A 24,324-nucleotide genomic window follows, 5' to 3' on the forward strand; every position below is an offset into this window, starting at 1 on the left:
GCTCAGACGGTCTCGCGGCAGCCGGATGCGAGCGCCCGCTGCGCCGTCTCCAGCACCGCCACGACGTCCCGCCCGAAGGCTGCGTCGCACGGGTGGGCGCCGCCGGTCAACGCCGCGACGGTGAGTTCGTCGACGGCGACCGCGAACGCCTCGTTGGCCGCGCCGGTCTCGGGCAAGAGCACCAGCCGGCCGGCGTCGCCGTGCACGAAGAACTCGATCCCCGACGACAAGGCCGCCACGGTGTGCGAGAGCGACACGGTGGAGGCGGCCCCGGACTCGTGCTGCAGGACCAGGTGGACGGTGTCGCGCAGCCCGGCGCCGGCCTGCACCGACACGACCGGCCCGAGCGTCGGTACCAGCAGGGAGAGGGCGTGCGGCCCGATGTCCCAGAGCGCCCCGTGCTGATCACGCCAGGGGGACGCGTCGAAGGGACTGTTCTCCCGGGAGCCCAACCACGACCCGTGCCCCCCGGCCAGGGTCGTCCGGGCCGCCTGCTGCATCCAGGTCGACGTCGCCGCCTGGAACCGGAACGTGAAGAACACGACCGAGGCGACCCCGGCAGCGCGCACCGCATCGACCACCCGGTCGGCGCCCGCGACGTCGAGCGCGATCGGTTTCTCCAGCAGCACGTGCTTGCCGGCCGCTGCGGCCCGCTCGGCGAGCGGGGCCTGCACGTCCGGCGGGAGGGCGATCGTCACGGCGTCCACCTGGGACAGCAGCTCGTCGACGTCGGCGAACCCGGCGACGTCGAACTCCGCACCCACGGCCTTGGCCTTCGCGACGTCCCGCCCCCACACACCGACCAGGTCGGCCGTGGGGTGCGCAGCAAGCGCTGCGGCGTGTACGTGCTGAGCCCAGAAGCCGGTGCCGAGCACGCCGAAGCGCATGGTCAGACCGCGCCGAACTGGCGGTCGCCTGCGTCTCCGAGGCCGGGGACGATGTACGCCTTGTCGTTGAGGCCCTCGTCGACGCTGGCGGTGAAGACCCGCAGCGGGAGCCCGCTCTGCTCCAACCGCTCGATGCCCTCCGGCGCGGCGAGCGCGCACAGCACGGTGATCGAGGTGGCGCCGCGGGCGGTCAGCAGCCCGCAGCAGTGCACCAGCGAGCCTCCGGTGGCCAGCATCGGGTCGAGCACGAACACCTCGCGGTCGACCAGCGACTCCGGCAGCGAAGCCATGTAGGCCTCGGGCTCGAACGTGACCTCGTTGCGGGCCAGGCCCACGAACCCCATCTGGGACTCCGGCAGCATCCCGTGCGCGGTGTCGGCCATCCCGAGTCCCGCGCGGAGGACGGGAACGATCAGCGGCGGAGCGGCCAGCCGGTAGCCGGTCGTGGCGGTGACCGGCGTCTGGATCGGCTCCTCGGCGACGACGAGATCGCGCGTGGCCTCGTAGACCAGCATCTGGGTGAGTTCCCGCAGCGCGGCCCGGAAGGCCGCGTTGTCGGTTCGCTCGTCCCGCATGCGCGAGAGCCGGGCACGGGCGAGCGGGTGGTCCACCACGGTCAGCTGCACGCGCGACACCGTATCGGCAGCCGGAACAGGGGGAACCGCCCGCTACGCACGAGGCGGCCCGCCCCTCTGCTGCGAAAGATCAGGGTCACGACCGTGAAGCGCTCCATACCGGGCGCCGACCTGCTCCGGGCTCAGGAACTCGAGGGTGCCGTCGCATCCCTCCGGAGGGCTGGCCACCCACCCGTAGCCGCCGTCGGGGTCCAGATCGGGCCATGGTTCCGGCTCGCGCACCGGATCGACGTCGAGCCCCCTCGGTCCGATCGTGACGCTCGATCCGGCCATGACACTCGTCGCCACTTCCTCATCGAGGTGGACGTGGAGGAGTTGGTAGGCGGCCTGCACCGCATCGACGTCCGGGAAGACTTCCTGCGCGTCCTGAGCCATGGACAGCAGGTGCCCCCGGAGCCCGGCATCGGTGAAGGCCAGTCGAACGGGCGGGTCCCACGTCTCGACGTCGTCCTCCCGCAGCAGGATCGTTCCGTCGTCGTCCTGCTCGGCGAGGTACCCGTCCTGGGCAAGGTCCCGGGCAAGTCGCTCGACCGAGTAGTCGAGGCTCCTCCGGACGCGGGCCAGCCTGGCCGTCATCGGACGGTCTCGATTTCGCCGCCTCGCCATGCGTCCTCCTCACGTCCCGGTCGGGGCGCGACCGTACCGGCGGCACAGGTCAACCGCTGGAGAATTCCGGGTCGGGCATCAGGATCTCGGTGCCGTCGGGTCGCCAGGTTCGCCATCGGCCGTCGGGTTGTCGTTCGACCCGGAAGCCGTGGTGGACCTTGGTGTGCGAAAGGACCACCCCCTCCCCACGACTCGCAAGCTCGCCGCGGGCCCCTGGGGATGGGCGGATGGTGGACGTCGCACCAGTGGGTGGGGGCCTCGCAGCCGGCGAAGATGCAGTGCCGGTCCTGGACCTCGACGGCACGGCGGAGGGCAGGCGGGACGATCCGTTTGCTGCGGCCGTAGTCGAGCACCTGCCCGTGGGGGCCCATGATCACCCGGCTGATGTTCCCGTCGCAGGCCAGCCAGCGGGCGCGGGAGGCGGAGATCATCGCCCCGAAGCCCATCTCCCCGGCGCCCGGGCCGGTCCCGGGGTCGACCAGGTCGTCGATGTTGATGAGCACCTGCACGTGCGGCTTGACCGTGCGCAGCACCGGGAGTTGTCCTGACGCCAGAGCCACGTCGGCCCACTGCACCAGCCCGTCACCCAGCCGCTGGGCGCGGCTGCGCTGGTCACCGGCGGGCCGATCGGCCTGCACGTAGGACTCCAGCGCCGCCTGCACCTTCTCCCCGCCGACGGCATCGAGTTCGCCGCGGAGAACCAGCCTCCCGTCCAGCAGCTTGGACAAGGTCAGCCACCGGCCCTCCGTCGGGTCGGGTTCGGACCCGTCGGGGTCGAGTCGGTCGAGGTAGTGGTGCACCGCCCGCGTCAGCTGCTGGTAGGGCCGGTTGGCGGCGAGCTCGGCCAGCGTGGCGTCGACCGCCGCGAGGTCGACGTCCTGCTCGGCAGCGGCGGCCTGGTTCTGGTCGCGGGTGACGGGGGCGATCGCGGTGACCTGTTCAGCCGTGATCCGGCCCGAGGCGAAGCAGGCTGCCACTGCCGGCAGATGGTCCAGTGCCCGCCCGATCCGGACCAGCCGGTGCGCGGCGGCCGGCGAGAGCCGGGCGTGCCCACGCAGCCAGGACTGCATCGTCGCCAGCCCGTCGGTCTCGGCCGCCTGGGTCAGCTCGCCCTCGCGGACGGAGCGGGCGACCTGCGCGTCGATCCGGTTCTGCGCCCTGAGCAACCGCCTCGTCCGGTCCAGCACCTGTGGCCCGAACATCGCCGTGGTGTCCTCGACCGCGAGGCGGTCCAACACGGCCTCCAGATCCGCCAGGGCATCGCCGGAAGTGTTCGAACACATGTATGGATGATACCCGGCCGCGCGGCTCTCTTCTACCTGAATCCCCAGCTCAGCGGCCTGTACACAGATGCCGAGAGGCCCTTGCGAAGCCCACACACGGGAGGCTGCGACGCCGGACTCGCGAGCCGACCGCCGATCCGCCGTCCTCCGATGACTGAAGACCATCAAGTCAGGGCTGGGCAGGCGGGGCTTCCGGCGCTAGCGTTCCGCCATCCCGGCTCCCCGACGGACGGACAGACATGCCGCGCAAGCTGGCTCTTCTCGTGACGGCGGTCGCCCTCACGGTCACGGGAGGCGTCGTCGGCGCGGGCTTTGCGGCCGCAGCGCCGAGTCCCAGGAGCGTCCACAACTACTGCGTCGGCGCGAGCACCAACGCCCACCCCGGGAACCACAACGGCTGGTTCAAGCAGGACAGCCTCGAACGTCGCAACGTGGGCGGCACCTGCCCGGCCGGCTAGCGGGAGACACGGCCGCGAGGGACAAGGAAAGGACGTCATGAGACGCCAACTGGGCATGCTGGCCATGGGTACCTGGCTCGCCCTCGCCGGGGTCGCCGTCACAGCCTCGCCTGCGGCGGCGACGCCAGGAGTCTGCGCGCCCGGGGAGCGGCGCAACGTCGGCGGCACCGGCCCGGCCGCCTGCACCTGCTGGATGCCCTTCCTCGAGCGGCGCAACGTCGGCGGCACCGGCCCGGCCGCCTGCACCTGCGTGGGATCTCTGTTCGAGCGGCGCAACGTCGGCGGCACCGGCCCGGCGGACGGCACCTGTTCCCCGTGGCCGACGTTCAGCTGGCAGTTCCCACGGTTCCGCTTCGGCTGACCAGCCCGCCGCGGACGGTCCACTCCCCCGGGGTGAGCGGTTTCCGGCAGTGACACCCCGCAGGGGACAATGGCGGGCATGACCCACGTGCTCGATCCCGATGCGCTGTCGGACGGCGCCCGGCTGCTTCCCGCGCCGGTGGACCCGTTCAGCGACGTGACGCGTTCCGACGCCGCATTCCGCGCCTTCCTGCACGGCCTGCCCGGCGTCGACCAAGTCGGTGCGGAGTCCCGCGTGGCCATGCTCGGCACGCGGTCGATCAAGACCACGGCGAAGGCCTGGGCGATCGACACCGCGATCTCGATGGTCGACCTCACCACGCTCGAGGGCTCCGACACCCCCGGCAAGGTGCGGTCGCTGGCCGCCAAGGCCCGCCGCCCCGACCCCGGCGACCTGAACACCCCCCCGGTCGCCGCCGTCTGCGTGTACGGCGACCTCGCCGGCGTCGCCCGGCAGGCGCTCGGGAACAGCGGGATCCACGTCGCCGCCGTCGCCACGGCGTTCCCCAGCGGGCGCGCCAGCCGGGCCATCAAGATCGCCGACGTGAAGGACGCCGTCGCCAACGGTGCCGACGAGATCGACATGGTCATCGACCGCGGCGCCTTCCTCGCGGGCCGATACCTGGACGTGTACGACGAGATCGTCGCCGTCAAGGAGGCCTGCGGGACCGCTCACCTCAAGGTCATCCTCGAGACCGGCGAGCTCGTCACCCTCGACAACGTCCGCCGCGCCTCGTGGCTGGCGATGCTCGCCGGCGGCGACTTCATCAAGACCTCCACCGGCAAGATCGCCCCCGCGGCGACCCTGCCGGTCTGCCTCGTCATGCTCGAGGCGGTCCGCGACTTCCGCGCCCAGACGGGCACGCAGATCGGCGTCAAGCCGGCCGGTGGCATCCGGACGACGCAGGACGCCATGAAGCACCTGGTCCTGGTCAACGAGACCGCCGGGCCCGACTGGCTCTCTCCCCACTGGTTCCGGTTCGGCGCCTCCAGCCTGCTCAACGACCTCCTGCTGCAGCGGCAGAAGCTCCGCACCGGCCACTACTCCGGTCCCGACTACGTCACGGTGGACTGACCCCTCATGACAACTGCTCCGCCCAGCCCGGCCAAGCCCAACCTGTTCGAGTACGCCCCGGCGCCCGAGTCCCGCTCGATCGTCGACATCAAGCCGTCCTACGGCCTGTTCATCGACGGTGAGTTCGTCGACGGCACCGGCGAGGCGTTCAAGACGGTCAACCCGGCCACCGAGGAGGTCCTCACCGAGGTCTCCAGCGGCAGCGTGGCCGACGTCGACCGTGCCGTCGCCGCCGCCCGCCGCGCCTTCACCCGCGTCTGGGGCCCGATGCGCCCGGCCGACCGCGGCAAGTACCTCTTCCGCATCGCCCGGCTGCTGCAGGAGCGCGCGCGGGAGTTCGCCGTCCTGGAGTCGCTGGACAACGGCAAGCCGATCCGGGAGTCCCGCGACGTCGACATCCCCCTCGCCGCGGCGCACTTCTTCTACCACGCAGGGTGGGCCGACAAGCTCGACTTCGCGGGCCTCGGCCCGAACCCCCGCCCGCTCGGCGTGGCCGGCCAGGTCATCCCGTGGAACTTCCCGATGCTGATGCTGGCGTGGAAGGTCGCACCGGCCCTGGCGACCGGCAACACCGTCGTCCTCAAGCCCGCGGAGACCACCCCGTTGACGGCGCTGCTGTTCGCCGAGATCTGCCAGCAGGCCGACCTGCCGCCGGGGGTCGTGAACATCGTGACCGGGGCCGGGGAGACCGGCCGGGCGGTCGTCGAGCACGGGGACGTCGACAAGGTGGCGTTCACCGGTTCGACCGAGGTGGGCAAGTCGATCGCCCGCGCGGTCGCCGGCACCCGCAAGTCGCTCACCCTGGAGCTCGGCGGCAAGGCGGCCAACATCGTCTTCGACGACGCCCCGATCGACCAGGCCGTCGAGGGCATCGTGCAGGGCATCTTCTTCAACCAGGGCCACGTCTGCTGCGCGGGATCGCGGCTGCTGGTGCAGGAGAACATCCACGACGAGGTCATCGCCTCGCTGCAGCGCCGGATCGGCACGCTGCGCGTCGGCGACCCGCTGGACAAGAACACCGACATCGGCGCGATCAACTCCGCCGAGCAGCTGGCCCGCATCCGGGAGCTGTCCGACATCGGCGAGGCCGAGGGCGCGGTGCGCTGGCAGCCCGAGTGCGTGCTGCCCGACCGCGGTTTCTGGTTCCCGCCGACCGTCTTCACCGACGTCTCCCCCGCCCACCGCATCGCGCGGGACGAGGTCTTCGGGCCGGTCCTCTCCGTGCTCACCTTCCGCACCCCCGATGAGGCCGTGGCGAAGGCCAACAACACGACCTACGGGCTGTCGGCGGGCATCTGGACGGAGAAGGGCTCGCGGATCCTCAAGATCGCCAACCAGCTCCGGGCCGGCGTCGTCTGGGCCAACACGTTCAACAAGTTCGACCCGACGTCGCCCTTCGGCGGCTACAAGCAGTCCGGGTACGGCCGCGAGGGCGGCCGCCACGGGCTCACCGGATACCTGAAGGGTGCGACCCACTCATGAGCGATCGTCTGGCCGTTCGGAAGACCTACAAGCTGTACGTGAACGGCGCCTTCCCGCGCTCGGAGTCCGGCCGCACCTACGAGGTCGCCGACACCCGGGGCCACTTCCTCGCCAACGCCGCCTGGGCCTCCCGCAAGGACGCCCGGGACGCCGTCGTCGCGGCCCGGGGCGCCTTCGCGAAGTGGTCGGGCATGACCGCCTACAACCGCGGTCAGGTGCTCTACCGCGTGGCCGAGGTGATGGAAGGCCGGCACGCGCAGTTCTGCGACGAGGTCGCAGCCGGTGAGGGCCTGTCGTCGTCCAGGGCGCGGGCTGCCGTGGACGCCGCCGTCGACCGCTGGGTCTGGTACGCCGGGTGGACCGACAAGCTGGCCGCCGTCCTCGGTGGCGCGAACCCGGTCGCAGGCCCGTACTTCGACTTCTCGATGCCCGAGCCCACCGGCGTCGTCGCCGTCCTGGCGCCGCAGGAGTCCTCCCTGCTCGGCCTGGTGAGCGTGCTGGCCCCGGTCCTGGCGACCGGCAACACGACCGTCCTGGTGACGTCGAAGGAACGTCCGCTGCCGGCGGTCACGCTCGCCGAGGTGCTGGCCACCAGTGACGTCCCCGGCGGCGTCGTCAACCTGCTCACCGGCGACAGCGCGGAGCTCGGTCCGTGGCTCGCCGAGCACGCCGACGTCGACGGCATCGACCTGACCGGCGCACCCCCCGGGCGCGCCATGGAGTTCGAGCGCGAGGCGGCGGGCACGGTCAAGCGGGTCGTGCGCCCGCAGGTGCCGGAGCAGGACTGGACCGCCGACCCCGGGCTCTCCCGGATGACGCCCTTCCTGGAGACGAAAACCGTCTGGCATCCGATCGGGGTCTGAGCGGCCGCTCAGGGACGTTCCTCATCGACGCGGCCTGGGACCGGCGTCCTCTCGACCCGATGCTTGAGCGCTGCGTTCATGTCGTTGAAGGCCGTGAGCCTGTGTCGGTTCAGGGCACGAAGCAGCAGGGGCGCCAGCACACCGCCGAACCGGTCCTGCTGCCAGAGGCGCACACCACCGTCGTGCTCGGTGATGGTCCAGGTGAGCTCGACGTCGAAGAGCCCTGGGACGGCGAACCTGTCCAACCGGCTCCGCAGCGCCAGCCGCCTGAAGGGAGCCACCTCGACGACCAGGGGCCGCAGTGTCGGCGCCACGAAGGCGTTCACCGGCGGCAGGCTGACAGACAGCCGATCGCCGACGACAAAGGTCCCGGCTGCCTTGGTGATGAACGGGTTCCACTCCGCATAGGCGGGCAGATCGGTCAGCACCTGCCACACGCTCTCGGCAGTGGCGTCGATGTCGACGAACGTCCTCAGTTCGGCGGTCATCGGAATCTCCTGATGGTGAGCGCGCCGGGAGGATGCACACCCTAGGGCGACCCAGGTGGCAGATCCGTTCTCGAGCGCCCGGAGGTCCGAGCGGCCGCCTTCGAGGCCGCCGCTGCGCACTCGGCGTCTATGACGTTCTGATCAACCCGTGGGCGCGCGCCCAGGGAGACCTGGCAGGGTGTCCCCGTGGCCAGGCCCAGCATCGTCCCGATCGCACTCACCCTCGACGACCGCACCGGCTACACGTTGTGGGCGCCGCCCTGGGAGGAGGACGGCGAGGAGTGGCAGGCGTTCCTCGGCACGACCGAGGACGACCCCGACACAGGACCGACTGCTCGCGTCCACCTCTTCCCCAGCCCCGCGGCGCTGGCGGCCTATTGCCGGACCGCCACCGATCACGACCTCGTCGACCATCCGGTCTGGCCGGTCGTGATGGGGCTGGGCGCGGCGGACCTCACGCCGGACGACGACCACCGCTTCGACCTCGACGGCGTCTACGACATCGCCGCGGAGAACCCCGACCGCTGGGCGGTGGAGGAGCTCGCCGCGACGATCGACATCGTCAGCCGCCTGGCCGAGTGCCTCGACACCACGCCCGAGCCCGACGAGGAACTCGACGACGCCGAGACAGAGGGCCAGTTCGAGGCGGTCGCCGAGATGGCCGCCAAGCCCGAGATCGGCTCCCTGGGCCTGGGTGTCGAGGCGTTCGTCGGCCGATCCGGCGAGGACGCCTGGGTCGGCGTCGGAGGCGTCCTCGACGACCTCTGGGAGGACGTCGTCGAGGAGTTGTCGGAGCACCTGGACTGGACCGGCGCAGGTTCGACGAGCATCGAGGACTACCCGGCGGCGTCCGAGGTCGAGGAGAGCGACCCGGACGACCTGCGGGACGGCCAGGGGGATGACGCGATCCTCGTCGACGACGGCGACGAGCCGGGCGTGCGCACGATCGCCCGCGCCGGTCGGATCACGGCCTCCCCGGCCGAGGTCGCCGAGGCCGGGAAGTTCTGGGAGTCCGTCGGCATCCTGCCGGTGGAGGTCGTGGTGCCCGAGGGCGCCGGGGTGACCCTGCGCTGCTACGTCGAGGACGTCGCCCGCTTCCTGGGCCGCGACGGGGAGGTGTTCGTCTTCGACACCCCGGCGGATCTCTCCCGCTTCTGCAAGGGCAACGAGGACCACGACCTCATGGAGATCGCCTCGTGGGCCGAGGTCGCCGACACCGACGTCCCGCCGCTGCCCGCCGACCAGGACCGCTACGACCTCACCGAGCTGTCCGACGTCCTGGGCGAGGTGGCCGACGGCGCGGCCGGGCTGGTCGACAACCGGGCCTTCGCCCAGCCGGTCGAGGGCGTCCGCGACCTCGCGGAGTACGCGGGGCTCCGCCGCGTCGAGGAGCTGCTCTCCCCGACCGCACCGCTGGGCCGGGAGATCGCGCGGGCCGAGACCGAGCCCGATGCCACCCTGCGGGCCGAGGACGCCGCCGAGCTGCGCCCGCAGTGGGACGAGGTCGTGCGCCTGGTCAGCGGAGCCCTGGTCTTCCGCGACTGAAGGGGTCCCCGTCCGCGGCGAGCCTCTGGACGGGGCCTGGTACAGCGAAGCGGCCGGCCCCGGGGGATCCCGGAACCGGCCGCTTCCGGCCCCCTTCCAGGGGCCCGCCCCGAGCGTGCGAGGGGTGGGGAGGAAGGGGGTCCTTCTACTAGCTGGAGTAGCGCGAGGGCCGGCTGGGCCGACCGCCGCCGCCCGCACGCGGGCCGCGGTCGCCGTACGAACGCTCACCCGACGACGGACGGTCGCCGTAGGAGCGCTCACCGGCGGGACGCTCGCCGGCCGGACGGGGCTTGTCCCCGAACGAACGGCGCGGGCCGCCACGGTAGCCGCCGGTGGGACGGTCACCGTCCCGGCGCGGACGTCCGCCGGGCCCGCCGGGGCCACGGCGCATGTCGCGCTGGGTGCGCTCCTTGGGCTCGACCGCGACGCCGTTGGCGACGAGGTCGGTGATCGGGGCATCACCCGGACGGATCCGGACGACGTCCGGGTCCACCTTGGCCGAGCGGAACCGACGCTTGGACTGGCCGACCTGGTCGGGCAGCAGCAGCGAGACGACGACACCGGCGGCACCCGCGCGGGCGGTGCGGCCCGAACGGTGCAGGTAGGTCTTGGCGTCCGTCGGCGGGTCGTAGTGCAGGACCAGCGAGACGTCGTCCACGTGGATGCCGCGGGCGGCGACGTCGGTGGCGACGAGGACCGGCGAGCGGGCGTCGATGAACTCCTCCAGCGCACGCTTGCGCGCCGACTGGGGCAGTCCGCCGTGGATCGCCTCGGCCTTGATGCCGGCAGCCTTCAGGTTGTCGGCCAGCCGGTCCACGCCCAGCTGGGTGCGGGCGAAGATGATCGTGCGACCCGGGCGGCCGGCGAGCTCGGTGGCCACCTGCAGCTTGTCGCGGAAGGCGAGGCTGAAGGCCAGGTGCTCGGCCGGCGGGGCCTCGCCACCGGGGCGGACGACCTCGTGCCGGGCCGGGTCCTTGAGGTAGCGGCGGACCAGGGAGTCGACCTCGCCGTCCAGGGTGGCCGAGAACAGCAGCCGCTGGGCATTGCGGTCGGTCTGGTCGAGCAGCTCCTTGACGACCGGGAGGAACCCGAGGTCGGCCATGAAGTCGGCCTCGTCCAGCACGGTGACGACGACCTCGGTGAGGCTCGCCTCGCCCTGGCTGATCAGGTCCTGCAGGCGGCCGGGCGTGGCGATGATGACGTCGACACCGCGGCGGAGCTGCTGGATCTGGCGGTACATCGGGGCACCGCCGTAGACGGTGGCGAGCTGGACGCCCATCGCCTGACCGAGGGGGGCCAGGGCGTCGTGCACCTGCTGCGCCAGCTCACGCGTCGGGACCAGGACGAGGCCACGCGGGGCGCGGCGGCCCTGCTTGGCGTCGGCACCGATGCGGGCGAGCAGCGGCAGGCCGAAGGCCAGCGTCTTGCCCGAGCCGGTGGCGGCCTTGCCGAGCACGTCACGCCCGGCGAGCGCGTCCGGCAGTGCGGAGGTCTGGATGGCGAACGGGCGGTGGATGCCGCGCCGCTCGAGTGCGGTCACCAGCGGCTGGGGCAGGCCCAGCTGGTGGAACGTCGGGCCGGTCGGGGCCTCCGGCTGCGCCTCGGCCGGGACCTCGACGGGGGCGTTCTCGATGGTGTTCTGAACAGTGTCGTCCGCCGAGTTGGACTCGAACGAGACAGGGTGGACCAAAGTCATGCGGGGTGGGGCTCCGATACAGCTCGGAGCGCGGCCCGTGAAAAGGGAGGGGCGCGGCCAGGTAGCCGGCGTCCTCACTGGCGATCAGCTGCGCCCAGGTATGGAACGCGGGATCTGCACGGATGCGCTCATGCCCGGACAAACCGTCCGGGAGGATGACCGGCCGTTGTGCCGGTACGCCTACGTTAGCAGCGAAGATCGCCAGGCGATTCCCGAGACGGGGGTGGCCGCCGTCACGCCACCCGTCCGGGGTCAGCCGCGGAGGTCCGCGTATGCCTTGCTGACGATCTCCCCGAGCAGGCGCTTGCGGCCCGGCTCGGGGATGAATGCGCCGGCCAGCGCGCGCTCGGTCACCGTCTGCACGTCGTCCCAGGACCAGCCGAAGGTGTCCGCGACGTCGGCGATCTCACTGCTGGCCGAGACCCCGCTCATCAGCCGGTTGTCGGTGTTGACGGTGACGGTGAAGCCGAGCCGGTGCAGCCGGTCGATCGGGTGGGCGGCGAGCGACGGGTACGCGCCGGTCTGCACGTTGGACGACGGCGCGACCTCCAGCGGCACCCGCTCGTCGAGGACCCGCTGCGCCAGCGGTCCGAGCGTGCCGTCCTCGGCGACCTCGTCGGCGATCCGGATGCCGTGGCCCAGCCGCTCCGCGTGGGCGCCGTCCAGAGCGGCGCGGATGCTCTCGATGCCGGCGGCCTCCCCCGCATGGATCGTGCGGTGCGCGCGCTCCCGGTCCAGCAGCGCGATCGCGGCGGTCACGCGGTCCGGCGGGAAGCCGATCTCGGGGCCGGCCAGGTCGAAGCCCACGACCCCCGCGTCCCGGTACTTCACGACCAGGCGGGCGACTTCCTCCCAGCGGTCGGCCTGGCGCATCGCGCACAGCAGCGCCCCGACCTCGATGTACCCCCCTGCCGCGGTGGCCTCCGCGCAGCCGGCGGCGAAGCCGGCCACCATCGCCTCCACGACCGCCTCGATGGCCAGCCCGTTCGCGGTCGACAGCTCGGGGGCGAAGCGCACCTCGGCGTAGAGCACCCCGTCGGCGGCCAGGTCCAGTGCGCACTCCCGGGCCACCCGGTGGATGGCGTCGGGGTGCTGCATCACGCCGACGGTGTGCGCGAAGGTCTCGAGGTACTGCACGAGGGACCCGGAATCGGCCGCCTGCCGGAACCAGGTGCCCAGGCTCTCGGCGTCGGCGGCGGGGAGGTCGCGGTAGCCGTGCTCGTCGGCGAGCTCCAGGACGGTCTGCGGTCGCAGGCCGCCGTCCAGGTGGTCGTGGAGCAGGACCTTGGGGGCGCGGGCGACGTTCTCGGCAGTCAGCGGTGCAGGCACCGAAGGAACGTAGCTCAGCCTGCTGAACGATCCTGCCAACGGAAGGTGGCGACACAGAGCAGCAGGCCGGCCACGCACCACAGGGCCAGCACGATCGCCACCCGGCCGAGCTCCCAGGAGCCGGCCGGTTCCTCGGCCGCGAGGAAGTCGGGGAGGAAGACCGATCGCAGGCCCTGCGCCATCCACTTCAGGGGGAAGAACGAGGCGATCGTCTGCATCCAGACCGGCACCTGGCTGAACTGGAAGAACACGCCGGAGATGAACTGCAGGACCAGGGCGATCGGGGTGACCATCGCCGACGCGGAGCGACCGTTCTTGGCCAGGCTGGAGACGGCGATCCCGAGCAGGGTGCAGGACGCCGAACCGAGGGTCGCGACCCAGAGGAACGTGAACCAGTCGCTGCCCGACGGCAGGTCGATGCCGTAGGCGAACACGCCGACCGCCAGCAGGATCGCGATGATCAGCACGGTGACGGCGAGGACCTGCACGATCTTCCCGACGAAGTAGGCGCTCTTCGGCATCGGCGTGCCGACCAGGCCCTTGAGCGTCCCGTCCGACCGCTCGGTGGCGATGCTGATCGCCATGTTCTGCAGGCTGGCGCCGAGGATCCCCGCAGCGATGATCCCGGCCATGAAGTACTGGGTGAAGGTGACCCCGCCGCCGATGTCGTAGTCGAGGACGGCCCCGAACACCACCAGCAGGATCACCGGGAACGCGAGGGTGAACACGACCGACTCGCGCTGCCGGAAGAACTCCTTGAGCTCCACCGAGGCCCGGGTCCGGTAGACGGTGGCGAGGGACGGCAGGACGACGCCCGTGCGGGTGGTGGTGGTCATGAGCGCTCGCCGATCATCTGCAGGTAGACGTCCTCGAGGGTCGGCCGGGCCACGGAGAGCTCCGGGATCTCGCCCTGGAACCGCCCCGCGAGCTCCCGGACGAACGCCGTCGGGAAACTGGTGGCCTCGCTGCGCCGCGCGCCGTCCTCGTGCCAGCTGACGACGGCCGGCGCGGTCTCCCGGCCGCCCAGCGCCGAGGGGACGGCGACCTCGACGAGCCGGCCGCGGGCGATCACGCCCACCCGGTCGGCGAGCGCCTCGGCCTCGTCGAGGTAGTGCGTGGTCAGCAGCATCGTGGTGCCCAGGTCGCGCAGCGACCGGATCAGCGACCAGAACTGGCGCCGCGCCTCGGGGTCGAAACCGGTGGTCGGCTCGTCGAGGAACAGCAGCGTGGGCCGCCCGACGATGCCCAGCGCGACGTCGAGCCTGCGGCGCTGACCGCCCGACAGCGTCTTCGCCCGCGACTTCGCCTTCTCGGTGAGGCCGACCAGTCCCAGGACCTCGTCGGGGTCACGGGGGTCGGGATAGTAGGAGGCCTGCGCCTGCAGCAGCTCGCGGCAGGTCAGCTGGCTGTCACCGGCGCCGGACTGCAGCACGATGCCCAGCTGCGCTTTCCACCGGCGACCGCCGTCCGACGGGTTCTCGCCGAGCACGTGGACCGCACCGGCGTCCTGCGTCCGGTAGCCCTCGCAGATCTCGACCGTCGTGGTCTTGCCCGCGCCGTTGGGCCCGAGCAGGGCGAAGATCTCACCCCGCCGGATGTCGAGGTCGAGCCCGTCGACCGCGACGAAGTCCCCGTACCGCTTCACGAGGCCCCGGATGGAGATGGCGGCGTCCGGATCGAGTGCCTCACCGGTGCGCGGGCGCACGGCGGCCGCAGAGCTGGCTGTCACGAGGGAACAGTCTCCCCCCTGTCGCGCCGAGTGGGCCCCGGAGGGGTCCGCGCAGGCGCGACGCAGCGGCTCCACGGCGACCGGGCACGGCACCTGGCCGCGGTGCGACCCGGAGGGTCGCAGTGTCTAGGTGATGCGGTCCAGGATCAGCGGGAGCGGCTGGTCGTCGGTGTCGACGCCGATCGCACCCTCGAGGGCCTCGAGCGCCCGGGGGATGCGCTCGGCGTCGTCGGTCTGCAGCTCCAGGAGCGGCTGACCGGCGGTCACCTGCTCCCCCACGCCGGCCCGCCAGAGCACTCCGGCGGCGGCCGACACCGGGTCCTCCTTGCGGGCCCGCCCGGCGCCCAGCCGCCACGCGGCCACGCCGAGCGCGAACGCGTCGAGCCGCGTCAGGGTGCCGGTCGCCGGCGCCATGACCACGTGCGTCTCCGCCGGCTTCGGCAGCGGCGCGTCGGGGTCCCCGCCCTGGGCGGCGATCATGCGACGCCAGACGTCCATGGCCCGGCCGTCGGCCAGCGCCTCCGCCGGATCGACGTCCTCCCGCCCGGCGCCGGCCAGCATCTCGCGGGCGAGCGCCAGGGTCAGCTCGACGACGTCGGCCGGCCCACCACCGGCGAGCACCTCGACCGACTCGGCCACCTCGACGGCGTTTCCCGCAGCGCGGCCCAGCGGCCGGTCCATCGCCGTCACCAGCGCGACGGTCCGCACCCCGGCCGCCTCGCCGAGGCCGACCATCGTGCGGGCCAGGGTGCGCGCGTCCTCGGCGTCCTTCATGAACGCCCCGGAGCCGGTCTTCACGTCCAGGACGAGGGCGTCGGCGCCCTCGGCGATCTTCTTGCTCATGATCGAACTGGCGATCAGCGGGATGGACTCCACGGTGCCGGTGACGTCGCGGAGCGCGTAGAGCTTCTTGTCCGCCGGGGCGAGGTCGTTGCCCGCGGCGCAGATGACCGCCCCGACCTCGCGCAGCTGGCGAAGGTAGGCCTCCTCGTGCACGTCGGCCCGCCAGCCCGGGATCGCCTCGAGCTTGTCCAGGGTGCCGCCGGTGTGGCCCAGCCCGCGCCCGGACAGCTGAGGGACGGCGACCCCGCAGGCGGCGACCAGCGGCGCGAGCGGCAGCGTGATCTTGTCGCCCACCCCGCCCGTCGAGTGCTTGTCGGCGGTCGGGCGGCCGAGCGAGGAGAGGTCCTTGCGCTCGCCCGAGTCGATCATCGCCTGGGTCCACACGGCGAGCTCGTCGACGGACATCCCGCGGAAGAACACCGCCATGAGCAGGGCGCTCATCTGCTCGTCGGGGACGGCGCCCCGCGTGTAGGCGTCGATCACCCAGCGGATCTGCTCAGCCGACAGCGTCCCGCCGTCCCGCTTCGTGCGCAGCACATCGATGGCGTCCATCAGGCGTCCCGTTCCGCGGCGCGCTGGTCCTTGAGGGCTGCCGCCGCTAGGTCCTCGGGCCCGAAGGCGTCCGGCAGCACCTCGCGCATCGGCACGATGCCGAGGGAGACCGTCTCGATGAGCATGTCGGCCCCGCCGTGCTCCCACAGCAGCTGCCGGCAGCGGCCGCACGGCATCAGCGGCTGCCCGTCGCCGCCGACGCAGGCGACGGCGACCAGCCGGCCCCCGCCGGTACGGGCGAGATCGCTGACCATGCCGCACTCGGCGCAGAGGCCGAGCCCGTAGGAGGCGTTCTCCACGTTGCAGCCGGTGACCAGCCGCCCGTCGTCCACCAGTCCGGCGACGCCGACCGGGAACTTCGAGTACGGCGCGTAGGCGTGGGTCATCGCCTCCCGGGCCGCCGCACGGAGGGCGTCCCAGTCCGGTGCCGGCCGCGTCACAGTTCGCTCCCGCGGCTTGCTCCGCTCCTCGCTCGCTGGCGCTCGCTGCGATGCTCACGCGCCTGTCCGCTCACGTCAGCTCTCTCCTCGTCGGTACACCAGTCCGTCGGCCTGCGGCATGCGCAATCGCTGCGACGCCAGCGACAGGACCAGCAGCGTCGTCAGGTGCGGGGTGAAGGACACGATGCCCGGCGGCAGCTCGTCGATGGTCAGGTAGCCGACGAACGCTGCGACGGCCACGACCGCGGCGATCCCGCCCGCGAGCAGCTGATGGCGCAGCACCTGACGGACGGCGAGGACCGCGAGCAGCACGGCGACCAGCAGCAGGAGCGCGACGACCGCCGTCCGGCTGCGGAGCTGGAGGGCGTCGGCGAACCCGAAGAGGCCCGCACCGGCGGCCAGGCCACCCGGCCGCCAGTTGCCGAAGATCAGCGCGGCCAGACCGATGAATCCGCGCCCGTTGGTCTGGTTCTCCCGGTAGATGCCGGCGATGAAGACCAGGAACACGCCACCGAGCCCGGCCAGCCCGCCGGAGATGACCACCGCGATGTACTTCATCCGGTAGACCGGGACACCCAGGGAGTCCGCCGCCGCCGGGTTCTCCCCGCACGAGCGCAGCCGCAGCCCGAACGACGTGCGCCAGAGCACCAGGTAGGTCACCGGGATGAGCAGCACGGCCAGCACGGTCACGATGGCCACGATGCTGGTCACCCCGCGCAGCACGCCGGCGAGGTCGCTCAGCAGGAACCAGTGCTTCTGCTCGAGGTCGCCCAGCAGGTCCGGTCCGGAGGACAGCACCGGGAGCGAGAAGGACGGCGGCTTGCTCGACACGGGCGGGGACTGCGTGACACCGCCACCGGCCGGGTTGTCGGTGAAGAAGAGCTCGGAGAGGAAGCGCGCCACCCCGGCCGCCAGGATGTTGATGGCGACGCCGGAGACCACGTGGTCGACGCCGAACGTCACGGTGGCCAGGGCGTGCAGCAGCCCGCCCAGCGCGCCGAAGAGCACGCCGCCGACCAGGGCCGCGCCCCAGCCCCACTGGTAGCCGGCGAAACCGGCCCCCCAGGTGCCGAGGATCATCATTCCCTCGAGGCCGATGTTGACCACGCCGGCCCGCTCGGAGAACAGGCCGCCGAGGGCGGCGAGCCCGATCGGCACGGCCAGGAGCAGCGCCGCCGACATCGTCGACGAGGACGTCAGGGCGTTCTCGCCGCTGATCGCCCGGACGATCGAGAACAGCACGAGCCCGGCGACGGCCAGCCAGAGCGCCCGCCGGACCGGTCCCCCGCCGGTGAGCAGGTCGGTGATCGGCCCACGGCTCGGCCGGGCGTCGGGTGTCGTCGTCACAGCGGTGCTCATGCGTCCTCCTCGCTGACGCTCGTCGACCGCGTTCGCGGAGCTGCTCTGTCCTCTGGTGAGCTCGCACGCTCGCTCACAGCTGCGCCCCCTGTCGCTGGTCGGTACTGCCCGGGGGCGGTGGTGTCGGGACCGCGCCGGTGCTGCCGTCACCTGCGGTCGGGCCGCCGGACGGTGCCGCGGTCCCGCCCGCGGCGGAACGGCGGGCGACCCGCCGCGCGATCTCGTTGGCCACGACGACCGCGAGCACGATCGTGCCCTGCACGATCGTCACGACCGAGGAGGGGTAGTCGGCGATCTGCAGCGGCACCAGCGATCGGTCGAGGAAGGCGAACAGCAGCGCCGCCAGCGCGATCCCGAACGGCTTGTTGCGGCCCAGCAGCGCCACGGCGATGCCGAGGAAGCCCAGCCCGGCGGTGAAGTCGGTCGTGTACGAGTGGGTGTTCCCGAGCAGGTCCGGCAGGCCGATGAGCCCGGCGACCGCACCCGAGAGCAGCATCGTCTTGATGACCATCGCGCGGGCGTTGACGCCGCTCGCGCTGGCCGCCGACGGCGACATCCCGCTGGCCTTCAGGTCGAAGCCGAAGCGCGTGCGGTTGAGCAGGACGGCGATCAGGACGCCGACGACGATGGCGATCAGCAGGAAGCCGTAGAGCTGGCGCGGCGGGTTCGCCAGCCCGAAGAGGTCGAAGATCCCGTTGAGGCCGGGCATCTGTCCCGACTCGGGGATGTCTGCCGTCGCGATGATCGACGCGCCCTCGGGGCTCCCGCGGAACGGACCCGTCAGCAGGTAGGACGCGATCCCCAGCGCGATGAAGTTCATCATGATCGAGCTGATGACCTCGCTCACGCCGCGGGTCACCTTGAGCACGGCCACGATGCCGGCCCAGAGCGCGGCGACGACGACGGCGACCAGGACGATGAACCCGATGTGCAGCGGGCCCGGCAGGGTCACCGCGGCGCCCGCCGCTGCGGCGACGATCGTGGCGAGCCGGTACTGGCCCTCCACGCCGATGTTGAACAGGCCCATGCGGAAGGCGACGGCGACGGCGAGGCCGGACAGGAACAGCGGGATCGCCCGGTTGACGATCACCACCATGGCGGTGATCTGCTGGCCGGGGGTCTCCCCGAAGTCCAGCATCACCCCGAAGACGTCGAACGGGTTCACCGCCAGGGCAGCCATCACCGCCGAGGAGATGACCAGCGCGACGACGACGGCGAGCACGGGTGCCAGGAGGGCCGGCCCGAGCCGGCGGACGACGCTCATGCGGCACCCGCCGTCCCGTGGGCCCCGGTCATGTGGCCACCGAGCTGCTCAGGGGTGCACGTGCCGGGGTCGAGCGTGGCGACGAGCCGGCCGCGCAGCATCACCCGCAGCGTGTCCGACAGACCGATCAGCTCGTCGAGATCGGCGGAGATCAGCAGGATGGCCATCCCTTCGGCTCGTGCGTCCTTGAGCAGCTCCCAGATGGCCGCCTGCGCCCCGACGTCCACCCCGCGGGTCGGGTGGGCGGCGACCAGCAGCCGCGGGCCGGACTCCATCTCGCGGCCGACGATCAGCTTCTGCTGGTTGCCGCCGGACAGCGCCACCGCGAGGGTGTCGGGCCCCGGGGCGCGGACGTCGTAGTCCTTCATGATCCGCGCGGTGTCGGACCGGGACGCCTTGCGGTCGATGAACCAGCCCTTCGACGCGGGCGGGCGGGTCTGGTGGCCGAGGATGCGGTTCTCCCAGAGCGTGCCCTCGAGCAGCATCCCCTGCCGGTGCCGGTCCTCCGGGATGAACCCGAAGCCCGCCTCCCGCCGGTCCCGGGTGCTCCAGGAGCTGATGTCCTGGTCCCCGAAGAGCACCGTTCCGGCGGTGAGGGGACGCAGACCCATGATCGCGTCGACCAGCTCGGCCTGCCCGTTGCCCTCCACGCCGGCGATGCCCAGCACCTCGCCCTCACGGATCGTGAGGTCGACGTCGTCCACGGCCGGCCGGCCGCCCGGGGTCGCCACGGTCACGCCCCGCAGCTCGAGGACGACGACGTCGCGGACGGTGGACGTGCGCGTCTCCGGCGAGGGCAGCTCGGAACCGACCATCATCTCGGCCAGCTGCCGGGCCGTCGTCGTCTTGGGGTCGGCCTCGCCCACGGTGGTGCCGCGGCGGATGACGGTGATCGAGTCGGCGACCTTGCGGACCTCGTCGAGCTTGTGCGAGATGAAGATGACGGTGAGGCCCTCGCGCTTGAGCTCGGCCAGGTTGCCGAACAGCTCGTCGACCTCCTGCGGCACGAGGACGGCGGTGGGCTCGTCGAGGATGAGCGTGGTCGCGCCGCGGTAGAGCACCTTGGCGATCTCGACCCGCTGCCGGTCACCGACACCGAGGTTCTCGACGAGCTCGTCGGGGTCGAGATCGAGGGCGTACCGCGCGGAGATGTCGCGGATGCGGCGACGCCCCTCGGCGAGGTCCAGCCGTCCGCCCTTCGTGGGCTCGCTGCCCAGGACGATGTTCTCCAGGACGGTGAAGTTGTCGGCCAGCATGAAGTGCTGGTGGACCATGCCGATCCCGGCGGCGATCGCATCGGCGGGGCTGCGGAAGTGGACCTCGCGGCCGTCGAGCAGGATCGAGCCCTCGTCCGGGCGGTGCATCCCGTACAGGGTCTTCATCAGGGTCGACTTGCCCGCCCCGTTCTCACCGACGATGGCGTGCACCTCACCGCGGCGCACCCGCAGCTCGATGTCCCGGTTGGCGACCACGCCGGGGAAGCGCTTGGTGATCCCGCGCAGCTCCACGGCCAACGGCGCGCCCTCGGGCGACCCCGCGGCCGGGCTGCTCCCGGTCACTCCTGTTGCGGCCATCCTCGGCCTCTCCCTCGGGTGCGCCCACGGGGTACGCGGCGCACGGCTGTTCGTCTGCGTCGGGACGGCGGGGTCGACCGTCGTTCCCGGCGCGCGGCATGGGCTGGCCGCATGATGTCGCACCCGGGTGTCCTGCCGGGCATCCGGGCCAGGGATTTCCGGCGAAGCGGTGCCGTGACCACGACGGCGGGCCCGGGCTCCACCCTCGAGATTCAGCACTCGAGATGCGGTGCGCCCGGACCCGCCGTCGTGGCGACCACCGGTGGGGACGCGGGCCCGCTGGAGGCAGGCCCGCGTCCGGAGATCACCGGGTGGTCGGGACCTCGATGTCACCGTCGATGATCTGCTGGCGGTAGTCGTCGATCTGGTCCTGGATGTCGTCGATGAACCCGCCGGAGGTGGCCAGGCCGACACCCTCGGTGGACAGGTCGTTGGTGACGTCCTCGCCACCTGCGACGTTGTCGTCCACGAAGTCACCGATGTACGCCTCGACCGCGTTGTCCACGCGCTTGAGCATCGACGTCATGATCACGGCCTGGAGGGCCGGGTCGTCCACGGTGTTGTACTGGTCGGAGTCGACACCGATCGCGCGCTTGTTCGAGGCGGCAGCCGCCTGGAACACGCCGAGGCCGGAGCCACCGGCCGCGTGGTAGACGATGTCCGCGCCGCCGTCGAACATGCCCTGCGCCGCGATCTGGCCCTTGGCCGGGTCGTTGAACCCGGAGAAGTCACCGGCCGGCGTCAGGTACGTGGAGTCGATCTGGATGCCCGGCTTGGCAGCCTCGGCACCGGCGAAGTAGCCCGCCTCGAACTTCTGGATGAGGGGGGTGTCGACGCCGCCCACGAAACCGATGTGGTTGGTCGTGGTCTTCAGCGCGGCCGCGACGCCGGCCAGGAAGGAGCCCTGCTCCTCCGAGAACAGCAGGCCGGTCAGGTTGTCGGCACCGATCTCGGCCACCGACGAGTCGATGATCGCGAAGTTGGTGTCCGGGTACTGCTCGGCCACGTCGCCGATCACGTCGCCGTAGGCGAACCCGACCGCGATGACCGGGTTGAAGCCGTCATCGGCAAGCTGGGTCAGCAGGTCGGCGCGGTTCGAGGCGTCGGCGTTGGGGCTGAGCTCGGAGACCTTGCCACCGTTGCTCTCGATCGCCGCCTCGACGCCCGCGTAGGCGGAGTCGTTGAACGAGCGGTCACCCCGGCCGCCGGTGTCGTAGGCGAGACCGATCTTGAGGTCACCGCCACTGCTGCTCTCGCCGCTGGCGCTGCCGCCACCCTCTTCGTCGCTGGCACAGGCCGCGAGGGCCAGGCTGCCGGCCAGCAGCAACGCCGCGGCCTTCGTCATCCGCGCTCGGCGCAAGACGATCTCCTCTCTGGGGGGACGCGCCGGTGGTGTCGAGGCGCGTCCCGATGGGTGCAGGTCCACCTGCCGCCGCGCCGCCCCGAGGGGCGACGCACCGGCATGCGATCTGGGCACGCTAACCGCGGCCGACGCCTCCATCCCAGGCCCGGGACGGACTGAGACGCGATCGTTGCGAAGATCGCCGAACCCCTGGGACGCCCTGGACGGCGTTCCGGCGGGGTGCCCTCGCGCGCCGACGAGCCGCCCGACGCCTAGCGTTCCCGGTCATGGGACGACGTCGACCGGGTGCGCGACTGGCCGCGGCGGCGCTCGCCGCGGGCCTCGCCGTCCTCGTGGGCGTCCTGCCGGCCGCTGCTGAGCAGCCCCGGCCGACCGTCGATCCGTCGGCGCCGACACCCACCTCGCCCTATCCCGGCCGCCCGCCCCAGGGATCCGCGCCGGACGGGCGCACCGTCGGCGGGGACGAGCTGGACACCCGCGGGCTGGTGGTCGCCGACGGGACCCCGGCCCTTCCCGACGGGCTGGCCGCCGCCGGCTGGCTGGTGGCCGACGCCGGCACCGGGAACGTGCTCGCCGCCCGCGACCCGCACGGCCGCTACTACCCGGCCAGCACGCTCAAGACCCTCACCCTGCTCACCCTGGTCCCCCTGCTCGACCCCGCCCGCGTCGTCGTGGGCACCGCGGAGGACGAGAACGTCGAGGGCAGCCGGGTCGGGCTCGTCCAGGGCGGTCAGTACCCGGTGTCGCTGCTGTTCCAGGCACTCATCCTGCAGTCGGGCAACGACGCCGCGAACGCGCTGGCCCGCACGGCCGGGGGGTCGCAGGTGACCGTCGCGGCGATGAACGAGACGGCCGAGGGCATCGGCGCCTTCGACACGGTCGCCGGCACGCCGTCCGGGCTCGATGTCGCGGGACAGTCCTCCTCCCCCTACGACCTGGCGCTGATCTTCCGTGCGCTGATCTCCGACCCCGCCACCGCCGCGGTGCTCGCCACCCCCACGGCGGAGATGCCCGCCGTCGAGGGCCGCTCCCCCGGCTACCAGATCCAGAGCCAGAACCCGCTGCTGCTGACCTATCCGGGGAACCTGGGCGGCAAGACCGGCTTCACCGACGCCGCCCGGCACACCTTCGTCACGGCGGCCGAGCGCAACGGACGGCGGCTCGTGGTCAGCGTCATGGCCACCGAGAACACCCCGCTGCGCGCCGCCGACCAGGCAGCCCTGCTCCTGGACTGGGGCTTCGCCGTCCCCGCCGGGACCGAGGGTGCGGGCACGCTCGTCACGCCGGCGGACCTCGTCGCCGTCCCCTCCGCGGCCGCGTCGAGCACCCGCAGGACAGTGCCGCCTCCCGTCACCGGAGCGGCGGCGGCCGCTCCCGCGGACGGGTTCCCCGTCGTGCCGGTGACGCTCGCCGGGTCCGCCGTCCTCATCGTCGCCGCCACGATGATCGGGCGACGCCGCGCGGTGCGCCCGGTCCCGGCACCGCCCGGGGAGGCACGGGTCAGGCGGGCACCGCCGCGGCGTCCGCCCGGGGAACCGGCGTCGCCGCCTCCACCGAGCGGAGAGTCGCCGTCCACGCGGCTGTGAAGAAGGCGAACCGGGCGACCAGGTTGATCCAGATGAGCAGGCCGACGGCCCCGCCGAACGCGGACGCGGTCACGCTGTCGGAGATCAGCGAGAGGTAGTAGCCGCCGATCACCTTCAGCGCCTCGAAGCCGGCCGCACCGAACAGCGCGCCCGGCAGCAAGCGGCGCAGCGGATGGGAGATCGACGGCACGACGCGCAGCAGCCAGAGGAAGACGACGAGGTCGACGAGCACCGCCAGGGCCAGGCCGAGGACCCAGGTCAGGACGCCGTAGCCCGGTTCGTCGGCGAGGCCGACCAGCTTCAGCACCCACGTCGACCCCTGGGTCACGACCCCGGTCACGCCGAGGCTGAGCAGCCCGATGGCACCGAGGACGACGAGCGCGAGCAGGTCCTGCAGGTTGTCCCGGAGCACATCGGGCTCGTCGACCTTGCCCTTCCAGATGAGCTCCATGCCGATCCGCAGCTTGTCCATCGTGCGCAGGCCGGCGTAGAGGAAACCGGCGAGGCCGATCAGCCCGATGTAGCCGGCCCCGTCGATCGCGCCCGAGAGCTGGTCGACGAGCTCCCGCCCCAGCGATCCGGGGAAGGCCTCGCGGATCGCGTCGAAGAGTTCCTGCTGCAGCAGGGCGTCACCGGCCAGCACCAGACCGACGACCGAGGCGACCAGCAGCAGGACCGGGAAGAGGCCCAGGAACGCGAAGTAGGTGACGCCGGCGGCAATGAGGTCGCTCTGCACGCGCTGGTAGCGGCCGCCCGCGCGGGCGAGGTGGTCGAACCAGCGGTGGCGCCGGCGCTCCGCCGCGATGATCGCCTCACCCCGCGCGTACAGCCGGTTCAGCAGCGGCTCACGCCCGGCTGGGGGCGTCTCGGGGGCGGAACTCACCGTCCGAGTCTGGGGCCTGGCCGT

The 24,324-nt window shown here is 72.2% G+C and carries 23 protein-coding genes; 7 read left to right on the plus strand and 16 right to left on the minus strand.

Going from position 1 to position 24,324, the window contains the following annotated elements:
• Window positions 1-2: 2 nt before the first annotated feature.
• The 4 genes from E4P38_RS12660 to E4P38_RS12675 are packed head-to-tail and all read right to left on the minus strand — an operon-like array spanning window position 3 to window position 3,411.
• Entirely contained in the window at window positions 3-887 is an 885-nt protein-coding gene (locus tag E4P38_RS12660; RefSeq protein ID WP_135132170.1) for a Gfo/Idh/MocA family oxidoreductase, read from the minus strand.
• 2 nt (window positions 888-889) lie between these two features.
• Window positions 890-1,513, minus strand: coding sequence for a uracil phosphoribosyltransferase (gene upp, locus E4P38_RS12665; RefSeq protein WP_135132171.1), 624 nt, complete (start codon window positions 1,511-1,513; stop codon window positions 890-892).
• A 42-nt stretch (window positions 1,514-1,555) separates the two neighbouring features.
• A complete protein-coding gene (locus E4P38_RS12670; RefSeq protein WP_135132172.1) occupies window positions 1,556-2,098 on the minus strand; it encodes a hypothetical protein in 543 nt (180 codons plus the stop codon).
• A complete protein-coding gene (locus tag E4P38_RS12675; protein ID WP_245160989.1) occupies window positions 2,095-3,411 on the minus strand; it encodes a DUF222 domain-containing protein in 1,317 nt (438 codons plus the stop codon). The genes E4P38_RS12670 and E4P38_RS12675 overlap by 4 nt, the downstream gene beginning before the upstream one ends.
• Window positions 3,412-3,650: 239 nt before the next feature.
• On the opposite strand from E4P38_RS12675, the gene E4P38_RS12680 reads away from it, so the two are divergent.
• From E4P38_RS12680 to E4P38_RS12700, 5 genes are all read left to right on the plus strand, one after another.
• Complete coding sequence (locus E4P38_RS12680) at window positions 3,651-3,869, plus strand: hypothetical protein (protein WP_135132173.1); 219 nt, start codon at window positions 3,651-3,653, stop codon at window positions 3,867-3,869.
• A 37-nt stretch (window positions 3,870-3,906) separates the two neighbouring features.
• Window positions 3,907-4,230 (plus strand): hypothetical protein, encoded by a 324-nt coding sequence (locus tag E4P38_RS12685; RefSeq protein ID WP_135132174.1) that lies wholly within the window; start codon window positions 3,907-3,909, stop codon window positions 4,228-4,230.
• 78 nt (window positions 4,231-4,308) lie between these two features.
• Complete coding sequence (gene deoC, locus E4P38_RS12690) at window positions 4,309-5,304, plus strand: deoxyribose-phosphate aldolase (RefSeq protein ID WP_135132175.1); 996 nt, start codon at window positions 4,309-4,311, stop codon at window positions 5,302-5,304.
• 6 nt (window positions 5,305-5,310) lie between these two features.
• Entirely contained in the window at window positions 5,311-6,786 is a 1,476-nt protein-coding gene (locus E4P38_RS12695) for an aldehyde dehydrogenase family protein (RefSeq protein WP_209309080.1), read from the plus strand.
• Window positions 6,783-7,649, plus strand: coding sequence for an aldehyde dehydrogenase family protein (locus E4P38_RS12700; protein ID WP_135132176.1), 867 nt, complete (start codon window positions 6,783-6,785; stop codon window positions 7,647-7,649). Before E4P38_RS12695 ends, E4P38_RS12700 begins: the two co-directional genes overlap by 4 nt.
• Before the next feature lie 8 nt (window positions 7,650-7,657).
• Here E4P38_RS12700 and E4P38_RS12705 read toward each other — a convergent pair whose 3' ends face one another.
• Window positions 7,658-8,137 carry an SRPBCC domain-containing protein gene (locus E4P38_RS12705; protein WP_135132177.1) on the minus strand — a complete coding sequence of 160 codons (480 nt, stop codon included), beginning with the start codon at window positions 8,135-8,137 and terminating at the stop codon, window positions 7,658-7,660.
• A 186-nt stretch (window positions 8,138-8,323) separates the two neighbouring features.
• Here E4P38_RS12705 and E4P38_RS12710 point away from each other — a divergent pair, with 186 nt between their 5' ends.
• Window positions 8,324-9,682 (plus strand): hypothetical protein, encoded by a 1,359-nt coding sequence (locus tag E4P38_RS12710; protein ID WP_135132178.1) that lies wholly within the window; start codon window positions 8,324-8,326, stop codon window positions 9,680-9,682.
• Between the two features lie 148 nt (window positions 9,683-9,830).
• Here the strand turns inward: E4P38_RS12710 and E4P38_RS12715 are convergent, their stop codons facing one another.
• The 10 genes from E4P38_RS12715 to E4P38_RS12760 form a co-directional block, all read right to left on the minus strand.
• Entirely contained in the window at window positions 9,831-11,378 is a 1,548-nt protein-coding gene (locus tag E4P38_RS12715) for a DEAD/DEAH box helicase (protein WP_135132179.1), read from the minus strand.
• A gap of 252 nt (window positions 11,379-11,630) precedes the next feature.
• On the minus strand, window positions 11,631-12,707 hold the full coding sequence (locus E4P38_RS12720) for an adenosine deaminase (protein WP_135132180.1): 1,077 nt from the start codon (window positions 12,705-12,707) through the stop codon (window positions 11,631-11,633).
• 14 nt (window positions 12,708-12,721) lie between these two features.
• The gene (locus E4P38_RS12725) at window positions 12,722-13,543 is read right to left on the minus strand and encodes an ABC transporter permease (protein WP_135132181.1); all 822 of its coding nucleotides are present in this window, start codon (window positions 13,541-13,543) and stop codon (window positions 12,722-12,724) included.
• Entirely contained in the window at window positions 13,540-14,436 is an 897-nt protein-coding gene (locus E4P38_RS12730) for an ABC transporter ATP-binding protein (protein ID WP_135132182.1), read from the minus strand. The genes E4P38_RS12725 and E4P38_RS12730 overlap by 4 nt, the downstream gene beginning before the upstream one ends.
• Window positions 14,437-14,562: 126 nt before the next feature.
• Window positions 14,563-15,831 (minus strand): thymidine phosphorylase, encoded by a 1,269-nt coding sequence (locus E4P38_RS12735; RefSeq protein ID WP_135132183.1) that lies wholly within the window; start codon window positions 15,829-15,831, stop codon window positions 14,563-14,565.
• Window positions 15,831-16,271: a cytidine deaminase gene (locus tag E4P38_RS12740; protein WP_135132184.1), complete on the minus strand. Its 441-nt coding sequence runs from the start codon at window positions 16,269-16,271 to the stop codon at window positions 15,831-15,833. The genes E4P38_RS12735 and E4P38_RS12740 overlap by 1 nt, the downstream gene beginning before the upstream one ends.
• A gap of 75 nt (window positions 16,272-16,346) precedes the next feature.
• On the minus strand, window positions 16,347-17,630 hold the full coding sequence (locus E4P38_RS12745; protein ID WP_135132185.1) for an ABC transporter permease: 1,284 nt from the start codon (window positions 17,628-17,630) through the stop codon (window positions 16,347-16,349).
• Between the two features lie 73 nt (window positions 17,631-17,703).
• Complete coding sequence (locus E4P38_RS12750; RefSeq protein ID WP_135132186.1) at window positions 17,704-18,894, minus strand: ABC transporter permease; 1,191 nt, start codon at window positions 18,892-18,894, stop codon at window positions 17,704-17,706.
• Complete coding sequence (locus E4P38_RS12755; RefSeq protein WP_135132187.1) at window positions 18,891-20,468, minus strand: ABC transporter ATP-binding protein; 1,578 nt, start codon at window positions 20,466-20,468, stop codon at window positions 18,891-18,893. Before E4P38_RS12755 ends, E4P38_RS12750 begins: the two co-directional genes overlap by 4 nt.
• A gap of 304 nt (window positions 20,469-20,772) precedes the next feature.
• Complete coding sequence (locus tag E4P38_RS12760) at window positions 20,773-21,813, minus strand: BMP family ABC transporter substrate-binding protein (protein ID WP_135132215.1); 1,041 nt, start codon at window positions 21,811-21,813, stop codon at window positions 20,773-20,775.
• 284 nt (window positions 21,814-22,097) lie between these two features.
• On the opposite strand from E4P38_RS12760, the gene E4P38_RS12765 reads away from it, so the two are divergent.
• Window positions 22,098-23,417 carry a serine hydrolase gene (locus E4P38_RS12765; RefSeq protein WP_135132188.1) on the plus strand — a complete coding sequence of 440 codons (1,320 nt, stop codon included), beginning with the start codon at window positions 22,098-22,100 and terminating at the stop codon, window positions 23,415-23,417.
• On the opposite strand, the gene E4P38_RS12770 is transcribed toward E4P38_RS12765, so the two are convergent.
• A complete protein-coding gene (locus tag E4P38_RS12770; RefSeq protein WP_245160990.1) occupies window positions 23,332-24,300 on the minus strand; it encodes a YihY/virulence factor BrkB family protein in 969 nt (322 codons plus the stop codon). The two genes, E4P38_RS12765 and E4P38_RS12770, sit on opposite strands and share 86 nt — an antisense overlap.
• Window positions 24,301-24,324 lie beyond the last annotated feature (24 nt).

This window comes from Blastococcus sp. CT_GayMR16 (genome assembly GCF_004570875.1).
Lineage (GTDB): Bacteria > Actinomycetota > Actinomycetes > Mycobacteriales > Geodermatophilaceae > Blastococcus_B.